The sequence below is a fragment of the Streptococcus sp. SK140 genome, from assembly GCF_000259525.1.
Classification (GTDB): Bacteria; Bacillota; Bacilli; order Lactobacillales; family Streptococcaceae; genus Streptococcus.
This window is the reverse complement of record NZ_AJML01000035.1, coordinates 21,160-33,252: the sequence shown is the minus strand read 5'-3', so window position 1 is coordinate 33,252 and position 12,093 is coordinate 21,160. Positions and strand designations below refer to the sequence as shown.

At 38.7% G+C, this 12,093-nt stretch carries 13 protein-coding genes; 12 read left to right on the top strand and 1 reads right to left on the bottom strand.

Annotated elements, in window-relative coordinates:
- Positions 1-57, top strand: a 57-nt coding sequence (locus HMPREF1116_RS12580; RefSeq protein ID WP_350354496.1) for an IS3 family transposase, incomplete at its 5' end; no start/stop codon positions are given.
- Between the two features lie 41 nt (positions 58-98).
- Here the strand turns inward: HMPREF1116_RS12580 and plsY are convergent.
- Positions 99-740 (bottom strand): glycerol-3-phosphate 1-O-acyltransferase PlsY, encoded by a 642-nt coding sequence (gene plsY / locus HMPREF1116_RS09400; protein ID WP_007555707.1) that lies wholly within the window; start codon positions 738-740, stop codon positions 99-101.
- 215 nt (positions 741-955) lie between these two features.
- Here plsY and HMPREF1116_RS09395 point away from each other — a divergent pair, with 215 nt between their 5' ends.
- The 11 genes from HMPREF1116_RS09395 to HMPREF1116_RS09350 all read left to right on the top strand — a co-directional run bounded on the left by HMPREF1116_RS09395 (position 956) and on the right by HMPREF1116_RS09350 (position 12,083).
- Entirely contained in the window at positions 956-1,597 is a 642-nt protein-coding gene (locus HMPREF1116_RS09395) for an amino acid ABC transporter permease (protein WP_000120847.1), read from the top strand.
- 10 nt (positions 1,598-1,607) lie between these two features.
- Positions 1,608-2,237, top strand: a complete 630-nt coding sequence (locus HMPREF1116_RS09390) for an amino acid ABC transporter ATP-binding protein (RefSeq protein ID WP_000891775.1) — start codon at positions 1,608-1,610, stop codon at positions 2,235-2,237.
- Between the two features lie 9 nt (positions 2,238-2,246).
- Positions 2,247-3,089: an amino acid ABC transporter substrate-binding protein gene (locus tag HMPREF1116_RS09385; RefSeq protein WP_001080332.1), complete on the top strand. Its 843-nt coding sequence runs from the start codon at positions 2,247-2,249 to the stop codon at positions 3,087-3,089.
- Between the two features lie 148 nt (positions 3,090-3,237).
- The gene (gene parE / locus HMPREF1116_RS09380; protein WP_000037268.1) at positions 3,238-5,187 is read left to right on the top strand and encodes a DNA topoisomerase IV subunit B; all 1,950 of its coding nucleotides are present in this window, start codon (positions 3,238-3,240) and stop codon (positions 5,185-5,187) included.
- Positions 5,184-5,804, top strand: coding sequence for a hypothetical protein (locus HMPREF1116_RS09375; protein ID WP_001021287.1), 621 nt, complete (start codon positions 5,184-5,186; stop codon positions 5,802-5,804). The genes parE and HMPREF1116_RS09375 overlap by 4 nt, the downstream gene beginning before the upstream one ends.
- Positions 5,805-5,935: 131 nt before the next feature.
- Positions 5,936-6,343 carry a YkvA family protein gene (locus HMPREF1116_RS09370; protein WP_001293716.1) on the top strand — a complete coding sequence of 136 codons (408 nt, stop codon included), beginning with the start codon at positions 5,936-5,938 and terminating at the stop codon, positions 6,341-6,343.
- A gap of 49 nt (positions 6,344-6,392) precedes the next feature.
- Positions 6,393-6,935, top strand: a complete 543-nt coding sequence (locus tag HMPREF1116_RS09365) for a hypothetical protein (protein WP_000624502.1) — start codon at positions 6,393-6,395, stop codon at positions 6,933-6,935.
- Positions 6,925-7,737, top strand: a complete 813-nt coding sequence (locus HMPREF1116_RS09360) for an aminoglycoside 6-adenylyltransferase (RefSeq protein ID WP_007555702.1) — start codon at positions 6,925-6,927, stop codon at positions 7,735-7,737. The genes HMPREF1116_RS09365 and HMPREF1116_RS09360 overlap by 11 nt, the downstream gene beginning before the upstream one ends.
- A gap of 1 nt (position 7,738) precedes the next feature.
- Positions 7,739-8,239 (top strand): hypothetical protein, encoded by a 501-nt coding sequence (locus tag HMPREF1116_RS12405; RefSeq protein ID WP_000931495.1) that lies wholly within the window; start codon positions 7,739-7,741, stop codon positions 8,237-8,239.
- 231 nt (positions 8,240-8,470) lie between these two features.
- On the top strand, positions 8,471-10,936 hold the full coding sequence (parC, locus tag HMPREF1116_RS09355; RefSeq protein ID WP_081478802.1) for a DNA topoisomerase IV subunit A: 2,466 nt from the start codon (positions 8,471-8,473) through the stop codon (positions 10,934-10,936).
- Between the two features lie 124 nt (positions 10,937-11,060).
- Positions 11,061-12,083, top strand: coding sequence for a branched-chain amino acid aminotransferase (locus HMPREF1116_RS09350; RefSeq protein ID WP_000219011.1), 1,023 nt, complete (start codon positions 11,061-11,063; stop codon positions 12,081-12,083).
- Positions 12,084-12,093 lie beyond the last annotated feature (10 nt).

The window sequence follows — 12,093 nt, the reverse complement described above, 5'->3', positions numbered from 1 at the left end:
AAGGTAAAACTAAAAGGACTCAGTCCTGTGCAATACAGAACTAAATCCTTTGGATAAATTAATTGTCTAACTTTTTGGGGTCAGTTCAAACTGACGCTTTATTTTTTAGGTTTTTGATGGGTAAGATTTAGTCCCCAAGGAACAAGATTTTCTGTTTTATTACGAATACGATTGATGTTATCCTTATGGCGAATGATAATTAAGCTTGCGAGGGCTAGGATAATCACTACAAATAATAAATCGTAACTTGGCAGTAGGAAACCGATAAGTGGAAAGAGGATCACCCCAAGTACAGCAGCAAGGGCAGCAGTAACACTAGAGAGAGAAATCATACTTCCTAGATAAAGAGTTCCGAAGAAAACAACTGCTAGATAGAGGCAAAATAGAGGAGCAAATCCGAAAATGACTCCAGCACTAGTTGCGACAGCCTTTCCTCCTTTAAAGCTTGCAAATACTGGGAAGGTATGCCCAATCACAGCTAAAAGGCCAAAGACTAGAGGTGAAACACCTTGAACATGAAAGATAAGTGGGAGTAAGGTTGCGATGGTTCCTTTGAAAAAGTCAATCACGAAGGTTGCCATACCCGCTTTCTTACCTAAGATTCGAAAGGTATTGGTCGTTCCAGTATTACCAGAACCATGTTCTCTTAGATTAATCTTAAAGAAGATTTGCCCGATCCACAGTCCTGAAGGGATAGAACCCAATAAATAAGCTAAAATTAATAATACTATTGTCATCATGCTTCTATTATACCATGAAATGAGAGAGAAACGGAAAGGAATCTTTTCTCAAATTGTGACATCTGAAACTTTAAGTAAGTAGAAAAGTTTTATTAGGAAAACTATTGTTCGGAAATTAAGGCTAAAGTTTTAAAAATTCATGGAAATTTCAGAAAATCCTTGATTTTGTGTTTATTTATGCTATAATGGGAACAATTATTTTTAGGAGGTGGAGTATGTCTTACTTATTCGAGATATTACCAAGTTTATTGAGCGGTGCAACAATGACTCTACAAGTTTTTGCACTGGTCTTACTTTTTTCAATCCCTTTAGGCATTTTGGTTGCCTTTTGCTTACAGGTCCATTGGAAACCCCTCCATTACATAATTGATGTTTATATCTGGGTGATGCGTGGAACACCCTTGCTTTTGCAACTAATTTTTATTTATTATGTCCTACCAAGTATCGGAATTCGACTTGATCGGGTGCCAGCTGCGATTATTGCCTTCACGCTTAATTATGCAGCCTATTTTGCTGAAATTTTCCGTGGAGGGATTGCAACGATTCCTCAGGGGCAATACGAAGCAGCTAAGGTTTTGAAATTTAAGCCTATCGATACCGTTCGCTATATCATCTTGCCACAGGTGACCAAGATTGTCTTACCAAGTGTATTTAACGAGGCTATGAGTTTGGTTAAGGATACTTCTCTGGTCTATGCACTCGGTATTTCAGATTTAATCCTAGCCAGTCGTACTGCAGCCAATCGTGATGCTAGCTTGATTCCAATGTTTCTAGCAGGAGCTATTTATCTGCTTATGATTGGTATCGTCACAATCCTAGCTAAGAAACTTGAGAAGAAGTTCAGCTACTATAGATAGGAGGTTAACCATGTTAGAGTTAAGAAATATCAGCAAAAAATTTGGAAAAAAAGAAATTTTATCCAATTTCAGTTTAACAATTCCTGAAAAGCAAATTTTGGCCATTGTTGGCCCTTCTGGTGGTGGGAAGACTACCTTGCTTAGAATGTTAGCTGGACTAGAAACCATTGATTCGGGAGAGATTTTTTATAATGGAGAATCCCTACCTTTGGATGAACTTGAAAAGCGCCACTTGTTAGGTTTTGTTTTTCAAGATTTTCAGCTTTTTCCTCACTTATCCGTTATGGAAAACTTGATTTTGTCACCTATCAAGACTATGGGGATGTCTGAAGCAGATGCAAAGAAGAAGGCGGTCGACTTATTAACTCGTCTGGGACTCGAAGCTCATGCAGATGCTTATCCATACTCATTATCTGGTGGTCAAAAGCAACGGGTTGCCTTAGCGCGCGCTATGATGATAGATCCTGAAGTGATTGGGTATGATGAACCAACTTCAGCCCTTGATCCTGAGTTGCGTCTTGAGGTTGAAAAACTGATTCTACAGAATCGAGAATTAGGCATGACTCAGATAGTCGTGACTCACGATCTCCGGTTTGCAGAGAATATTGCTGACCAGATTCTCAAAGTAGAGCCTAAGTAGGAGGTGTCTATGAATCGAAAGAAAATCAGCCTTGTTTTTGTATTCTTTCTGGCTTTTTTCCTGGTAGGATGCACACAAAAAGCTAGTGATCCCAAAGTCGATAATTGGGACAAATACCAAGAACAGGGTACAGTTACTATCGGGTTTGACAATACCTTTGTTCCCATGGGCTTTGAAGAAAAGAATGGGCAATATGCTGGATTTGATATTGATTTAGCCCAGGCTGTTTCCGAGAAACTTGGTTTCAAGGTACAGTTTCAACCCATTGATTGGGATATGAAGGAAACAGAACTTCAAAATGGGACCATTGATGCTATTTGGAATGGATATTCAGCGACTGATGAACGCCGTGAGAAGGTTGCTTTTACCATTCCTTATATGGAGAATCAGCAGGTTCTAGTCTCTAAGAAATCTCAGAATATACAATCAGTATCTGATATGACAGGCAAGGTTTTGGGTGCCCAGGCAGGATCTTCTGGTTATATAGATTTCGAAGCCCAACCAGAGCTCTTAAAAAATATCGTAAAAGATCAAAAAGCCAACCAATATCAGAGTTTTAACGAAGCCTTGATTGACTTGCAAAATGATCGGATTGATGCCCTTTTAATTGACCGTGTTTACGCCAATTATTATCTTGAAACTGAAGGGATTTTAGACCAGTATGAGATTTTTCCTGCTGGTTTTGAGAGTGAGTCTTTTGCAGTTGGTGTGAGACCAGCTGATAAGACCTTGCTAGCAAATTTGAATAAAGCTTTTGTGGAACTCTATCAAGAAGGTAAATTCCAAGAAATTAGCCAAAAATGGTTTGGTGAAGATATAGCAACAAGCCAAGTTAAAGGAAAAGAAAACTGAGACTCGCGTCTTGGTTTCTTTTTTTAGGGTGGAAATGAGTGCTTTTTTTACTAAAAAGGACTTGTGAATAGGCTTTTTAACTTGAAAATTTTGCAAAATCCCTAGAAAACCTGTAAAATAGAAAAGATGAACAAATAGGAGGTTCCTTGTGTCAAAAAAGGAAATCAATATTAACAATTATAATGATGACGCCATTCAGGTGCTAGAAGGGTTGGATGCGGTCCGTAAACGTCCAGGGATGTATATTGGATCAACTGACGGTGCTGGGCTACATCACCTTGTTTGGGAAATTGTCGATAATGCAGTCGATGAAGCTCTGTCTGGATTTGGTGATCGTATTGATGTAACGATTAATAAAGATGGAAGTTTAACGGTTCAAGACCACGGACGTGGGATGCCGACTGGGATGCACGCTATGGGGATTCCAACGGTTGAGGTCATCTTTACCATTCTTCACGCTGGAGGAAAATTCGGTCAAGGTGGTTACAAGACTTCTGGCGGTCTCCACGGGGTTGGTTCTTCTGTTGTCAATGCCCTTTCTAGTTGGCTTGAAGTAGAAATCACTCGTGATGGTGCAGTCTACAAGCAACGCTTTGAAAATGGTGGGAAGCCAGTAACAACTCTTGAAAAGGTTGGAACGGCACCTAAGTCTAAAACAGGTACCAAAGTGACCTTCATGCCGGATGCTAGTATCTTTTCTACGACTGATTTCAAGTACAATACTATTTCAGAGCGTCTCAATGAGTCAGCCTTTCTCTTGAAAAATGTAACCTTGTCATTAATGGACAAGCGAACAGACGAGTCAATCGAGTTCCATTATGAGAATGGAGTTCAGGACTTTGTTTCCTACCTCAACGAGGACAAGGAAACCTTGACACCAGTTCTCTACTTTGAAGGGGAAGACAATGGTTTCCAAGTGGAAGTAGCCCTTCAGTATAACGATGGATTTTCAGATAACATCCTGTCCTTTGTCAATAACGTTCGCACTAAGGACGGTGGAACGCATGAGACAGGACTTAAGTCTGCTATTACCAAAGTCATGAATGACTACGCCCGTAAGACAGGTCTTCTCAAGGAAAAGGATAAAAATCTTGAAGGGTCCGATTACCGTGAAGGATTAGCAGCCGTTCTTTCTATTTTAGTTCCTGAAGAACACTTGCAGTTTGAAGGACAGACTAAGGATAAACTAGGAAGTCCCCTTGCTCGTCCTGTCGTAGATGGAATTGTGGCTGATAAGTTGACTTTTTTCCTTATGGAAAATGGTGAACTGGCTTCCAATCTCATTCGCAAGGCTATCAAGGCTCGCGATGCTCGTGAAGCAGCACGTAAGGCGCGTGATGAGAGTCGAAATGGTAAGAAAAATAAGAAAGACAAGGGCTTGCTTTCTGGGAAACTAACCCCAGCACAGTCTAAAAACTCAGCTAAGAATGAACTCTACCTAGTCGAAGGAGACTCTGCCGGTGGCTCTGCTAAGCAAGGTCGTGACCGCAAGTTCCAAGCTATCTTGCCTCTTCGAGGTAAGGTTATCAATACAGCCAAGGCCAAGATGGCTGATATCCTGAAAAATGAAGAAATCAATACCATGATTTATACCATCGGTGCTGGTGTAGGGGCAGACTTCTCGCTTGAAGATGCCAACTATGACAAGATCATTATCATGACCGATGCGGATACCGACGGTGCCCACATTCAAACACTTCTCTTAACCTTCTTTTACCGCTATATGCGTCCACTAGTTGAGGCAGGTCATGTTTATATCGCCCTTCCACCTCTTTACAAGATGTCAAAAGGGAAAGGTAAGAAAGAAGAAGTGGCCTACGCTTGGACAGATGGTGAGCTAGAAGAACTTCGCAAGCAGTTCGGTAAAGGTGCTACCCTTCAACGCTACAAGGGTCTTGGTGAAATGAATGCGGACCAGCTCTGGGAAACAACCATGAATCCAGAAACTCGCACCCTCATCCGTGTTACGATTGAAGACCTAGCACGCGCAGAACGTCGCGTCAATGTCCTCATGGGTGATAAGGTCGAACCACGTCGTAAATGGATTGAGGATAATGTCAAGTTTACTCTTGAGGAGAGTGGGGAGATGGTGTTTTGAACATAATAGGAAATAAAAAATTGGTGCTAGGAATTGTTGTTTTTTTAACTGTAGTATCAATTTGTTTAGCATTTATCTCTGATAATGGGATGGTGTTTGATGTTGAAAGAACCATATCGTTTATTGGAATCTTATCTGGATTATTTGGTATATTTTCTATCTTTATTAATTTTCAAGTACTAACTGAAGTAAAAAATATTGAAGAACAAAGATCAAAAACAATATCTAAGATAAAAGAGGAGATATTCTTTAGAGATGAAATTGTGAGAGCTAAAGAAGCTATTAATAAATTATCAACAAAGACAACAAAACAGGATTTTTTACAAGATACAACAACAATCGAACTAGCTGTAGTTAGAAGTATATGTGAAAATCCATTGATAAAAGATAAGACGCAAACTAGGCCAGAATCTAAATCTATATTTTCAAGAGTACAAAATATGGATGAGGAAATTACAAAGTATAGAAATAATATTACTAATACTGAACAAGATTGTTGGAATATTTCTCCAAGTTTGATTACAAATTTTAGAAAAGCTTTGGATGAATTGAAACATATTCTTGATGAAAATGTTGCAATTACTGCAAGTTATTCTATGATTCCAGATAAAAGATAAGTGAATTCTAATGATAAGGTTAATACAGACTAGACATAGTGGTTTAAAAAATCAAAAACTAGTTTTAAAATTACATTTGAAGAAGCGACAGTGTTTTAAAGTTTGATATAAATACAAATGGAGGACAAGTTATGTCTGAAAATCTAAGTGAAGAGCAAGTAAAAGAAGCTCTTGAAAGTGGTTATGCACAATCTGAAGCATTATTAAATGATAAAGATGAATTAGATGACTTTTTGTACCGTTTGGAGAAAAAAATTAACAATATGCCATTTGTTGGAAAGAAATTTTCGATGATCCCAGTCATGATTTCTTTGGTGAAAAATTATGTTCAAGGAAAATATACCACGGTTCCTTATGGGACTATTTTAGCTGTTTTAAGCGCACTTATTTATTTCCTTGCTCCTATTGATATTGTTCCTGATTTCATTCCGCTAGCAGGTTACTTGGACGATATGGCGGTTCTAGGACTTTGTATGAATATGGTCAAAACAGACATTGAAACCTATGATAGATGGCGTCAGTCTCAAGGATTGATCTGAAAAATCGTCTATATTTCTTAATTTTAGCTCTCTAAAAGAGGTATAAATCATGATAAGTTTATTGTTTGATAGTTCATTTCTTTTCATAGTCTTAGCTTTAGGTGCAATTATGTATATAATTGCCAAACAAGGTAAACCTGAGCAAAGTCGCTATCTTGAATTTTTACTATTAACCATAGTAACTACCTGTGTCTTTTTATTTGATAATCCTTTAAGATCCAATCCTTATGCAGGTTTGCTCTTTTATGTTTTTGACTTTTATATTTTCACATCAGCTAGCTTAGCATTCAGTTTTACAGCTATTTATAAAAGTACCAAACATCTCAGATATTATCCTAGTAGTTACTCAAAACTTCTTAAGATAAATGCCTGGTTTTTAGCAATCTTATCAGGTATGAACCTACTATTTATAATGTTGGCGCAAGAAATGGGAATTATTTTGCTATTACCAATTTTTGGTATTAGTTTTATCATTCAATTCTTGGTCGGAGAGCTTGAAAGAAAAAGAGTTCAGAAACTTCTTAAGCAAAGAAATGAAGATGTTGTTATTCAGAACCCAGAGGCAACTGATGGTGATCTACATGAGAACTGACCAGGAAATGCTTGACCTGATTATACAAATAGCTAAAAAGATACAGGTTGATACTGTGGCTCTATCTGGTTCGCGTACAAATCAAAAGATTCAAACAGATGAATTTCAAGACTATGATGTTGTCTATATTGTGGATGACTTGGATTATCTGACGAGTGACCTTTCTTGGCTGGACCAGTTTGGCAAACGTATCGTAGAGCAAAATGTGACTCTTGGACATCGCCGTTTATTTCTCATGCTTTTTGAAGATGGGAATCGCATTGATTTAACCCTCTGTCCTAAAGAAGATATCAACGAGTGGGTGGATAGTGAGGCTGGCTTCACAGTTTTAGTAGATGATAAGGGCTTGTTTGCGCCATATTCTCCAAATCCTCAGCGTTACTGGACAAGTCCAGCTAGTGAGATTGATTTTGAAAAAGCCTGCAATGAATTTTGGTGGGTATCAGCCTATGTGGTTAAGGGGATTCATCGCAAGCAACTCATTTATGCGACTGATCATCTCTATGGCATTTGTCACCAAGAACTCTTGAAGGTATTGGCTTGGAAGGTAGCAAGTGATAAAGGAACAGTCGACATCGGTAAAAATTACAAGTATCTCTATAACTACTTGCCTGCTGAGAAGGAGAAGGAATTCTTGAATCTGCTTGATTTCTCAAGTTTAGAGAAAATCACTCAGACTTTATTTGCTACGATGCAACTTTTCCATCAAGAAGCTCAAAAACTTGCTCAAAAGATGGAGTTTGATTATGATAATGAAATGGCTGAGAAGATGATTGAGTACGCGGAGGAAAGATTAAACTAGTATGTTAAATTTTATATTTACAATATTTTTTATGGGATTTCCAGGAATCCAAATTCTGGTAATAGTGTTTTCTATTCTTCTAGCTCTTAAAAGAAATAAGTTAAATAAAAGAGTGTATGGATTATTTTTCCCGATTGTTATAACCTTGTGTAATATTTGGCTTATTTCAATAGATCGCACAGAGCTTTTTGATGACGTTTTAAGATTCCAATTCTTTTTAATCTCTTTTTGTTTTCCAATGCTCATTACAGCAGTAATTTACCATGCTCTTCGATTATCTTCTATCTATTCTCTATTAAGGTGGAAGATGATAGTTATTAGCTTTTGCTACTTAATTGGTTTAGTCTTCCATCTTGTTAATACTATGTATTGGAATGAAATTTTTCAAGGGCATCAAACTGTATTTAATGCATTGCTTATTGGGACCTCTGTTATTTCATTTCTTCCTTCCATCTATTTATTTTTTGTTCAAAGAAAAGTTGAACAAGTACCTACTAGCTAAATTTAAGTAAACTAAAGTGTTTTAACCTGATATAAAAATTTTAAACTACAGAAGGATAGTTTGGTTATTTATAGTAACTGAACACCCTATCTATAAAATCTACTCTACATTTTTTGAAAGGAGTTGAACACGCCCTAAATGCTGTGTGAAAAAGATAAATTTTCTTGTGAGCATCGCTCACTGCGAGAATTTCCTATTTTCACTTTGCATTTTACGGGCTTTGTATCCTATATGAGTAATATCCAAAATATGTCCTTAGAGGACATCATGGGAGAGCGCTTTGGTCGCTACTCCAAATACATTATTCAAGATCGTGCTTTGCCAGATATTCGTGATGGCTTGAAGCCGGTTCAACGTCGTATTCTTTATTCGATGAATAAAGATGGTAATACCTTTGACAAGAGCTACCGTAAGTCGGCTAAGTCTGTCGGGAACATCATGGGGAATTTTCACCCACACGGGGATTCTTCTATCTATGATGCCATGGTCCGTATGTCTCAGGACTGGAAAAACCGTGAGATTCTAGTTGAAATGCACGGTAATAATGGTTCAATGGATGGAGATCCGCCTGCGGCTATGCGTTATACTGAGGCTCGTTTGTCTGAGATTGCAGGCTACCTCCTTCAGGATATCGATAAAAAGACAGTTCCTTTTGCTTGGAACTTCGACGATACCGAGAAAGAACCAACTGTCTTGCCAGCAGCCTTTCCAAACCTTTTAGTTAATGGTTCAACTGGGATTTCAGCTGGTTATGCCACAGATATTCCACCACATAATTTGGCTGAAGTTATTGAAGCTACAGTCTACATGATTGATCACCCAACTGCTAAGGTTGAAAAGCTGATGGAATTCTTGCCTGGGCCAGATTTCCCTACAGGTGCCATTATCCAAGGCCGTGACGAAATCAAAAAGGCCTATGAAACTGGTAAAGGGCGCGTGGTTGTTCGTTCTAAGACGGAAATTGAGAAGCTTAAAGGTGGTAAGGAACAAATCGTTATCACTGAGATTCCTTATGAAATCAACAAGGCTAACTTGGTCAAGAAAATTGATGAAATCCGTGTCAATAACAAGGTGGCAGGTATCGCTGAAGTTCGTGATGAGTCTGACCGTGATGGTCTTCGCATCGCTATAGAACTCAAAAAAGATGCGAACACGGAACTTGTTCTCAACTATCTTTTCAAGTACACTGACTTGCAAATCAATTACAACTTCAACATGGTGGCGATTGACAATTTTACGCCTCGCCAGGTTGGAATTGTACCGATTTTGTCTAGCTATATCGCCCACCGTCGTGAAGTCATCTTGGCGCGTTCTCGCTTTGACAAGGAAAAGGCTGAAAAACGTCTCCATATCGTGGAAGGTTTGATTCGCGTTATCTCGATTTTGGATGAAGTCATTGCCCTTATCCGTGCTTCTGAAAATAAGGCTGATGCCAAGGAAAACCTCAAGGTCAGCTATGAATTTACGGAAGAACAGGCTGAGGCCATTGTTACCTTGCAACTGTACCGTTTGACCAATACAGACGTGGTTGTCTTGCAAGAAGAAGAAGCAGAACTTCGTGAAAAGATTGCTATGCTTGCAGCTATTATCGGTGATGAACGAACTATGTACAATCTCATGAAAAAAGAGCTTCGTGAGGTCAAGAAGAAATTTGCGACACCTCGATTGAGTACTTTAGAAGATACAGCAAAAGTCATTGATATTGATACAGCAAGTCTTATCGCTGAAGAAGATACTTACGTCAGCGTGACTAAGGCAGGTTATATCAAGCGTACTAGCCCTCGTTCCTTTGCAGCTTCAACCTTAGAAGAAATTGGTAAACGAGATGATGACCGATTGCTATTCGTTCAAAATGTGAAAACTACCCAGCATCTTTTAATCTTTACAACGCTTGGGAACGTCATTTATCGACCAGTCCATGAGTTGGTAGATATTCGTTGGAAGGATATCGGAGAGCATTTGAGCCAAACAATTACAAACTTTGAAACCAATGAAGAAGTGCTCTATGTAGAAGTTGTTGATCAATTTGATGATGCGACAACTTATTTTGCAGCAACACGACTTGGACAAATCAAACGGGTAGAACGCAAAGAATTCTCTCCATGGAGAACCTATCGTTCTAAATCTGTCAAGTACGCTAAGTTGAAAGACGATACTGACCAGATTGTAGCAGTAGCTCCGATTAAATTGGATGATGTTCTATTGATCAGTCGAAACGGTTATGCCCTCCGCTTTAACATCGAAGAAGTGCCAGTTATCGGTGCCAAAGCTGCAGGTGTCAAAGCCATGAACTTGAAAGCAGATGATGTGATACAATCAGCCTTTATCTGCAATACTTCATCTTTCTATCTTTTGACGCAACGTGGAAGCTTGAAACGTGTTTCAACAGAGGAAATTCCAGCAACCAGTCGTGCCAATCGTGGCCTTCAAGTCTTGAGAGAATTAAAGAGTAAACCCCATCGCGTATTCTTGGCTGGAGCGGTCTCAGAACAAGGATTTGTTGGAGATCTCTTTAGTACAGAAGTAGAAGATGGAGAACAAACACTTGTGATTCAATCAAATAATGGAACGATTTACGAATCAATCCTACAAGATTTGAATCTATCAGAACGTACAAGCAATGGAAGCTTTATCTCAGATACTATTTCTGATGAAGAAGTTTTTGATGCTTATCTCAAAGAAATCAAAGAAAATTAAAAATCGGTCCTAGTGACTGATTTTTTATAAGTAAAATTTTCAGAAAATTACAAATAATACTTGAATTTTTAGGAGAATAGTGTAGAATAGAACACAAAGCTTGATTAGAATAAAGGAGATTGTCATGACAGTTACGATCGATTGGGAAAATCTCGGTTTTTCCTATATGAAACTACCTTATCGTTATATCGCTTATTTTAAAGATGGACAATGGACTCAAGGAGAATTAACAGAAGATGCAACCTTGCATATCTCAGAATCATCTCCAAGTCTTCACTATGGACAACAAGCATTTGAAGGATTGAAAGCCTATCGTACAAAGGATGGCAGTATTCAACTCTTCCGTCCAGATGAAAATGCTAAACGTCTGCAACGTACCTGTGATCGTCTCTTGATGCCACAAGTTCCAACAGAAATGTTTGTAGAGGCTTGTAAAGCCGTTGTTCGTGCTAATGAGGAATACGTACCACCTTATGGAACTGGTGGAACCCTCTACCTCCGTCCACTCTTGATTGGTGTTGGAGATATCATTGGGGTAAAACCAGCTGAGGAGTATATTTTTACCATCTTTGCGATGCCAGTTGGAAATTACTTTAAGGGTGGATTGGTTCCAACAAACTTCTTGATTCAAGATGAGTATGACCGTGCTGCACCTAATGGAACAGGGGCTGCCAAGGTCGGTGGGAACTATGCAGCTAGTCTTTTGCCAGGAAAAATGGCTAAATCCCGTCATTTCTCAGATGTTATTTATCTTGACCCATCAACTCACACCAAGATTGAAGAAGTCGGTTCAGCAAACTTCTTTGGAATTACAGCTGATAATGAGTTTGTGACTCCATTGAGTCCATCAATCTTGCCATCAATTACCAAGTACTCATTACTTTACTTGGCAGAGCATCGTTTGGGCTTGAAACCTGTTGAGGGGGATGTACCAATTGACAGTCTTGATCGATTTGTAGAAGCAGGTGCCTGCGGTACTGCGGCAGTTATCTCACCTATTGGGGGAATACAACACGGTGATGACTTCCATGTGTTCTACAGTGAAACAGAGGTTGGTCCAGTAACTCGTAAACTATACGATGAATTGACAGGTATCCAATTTGGTGACATTGAAGCACCAGAAGGTTGGATTGTAAAAGTAGATTAAAAATTATTAA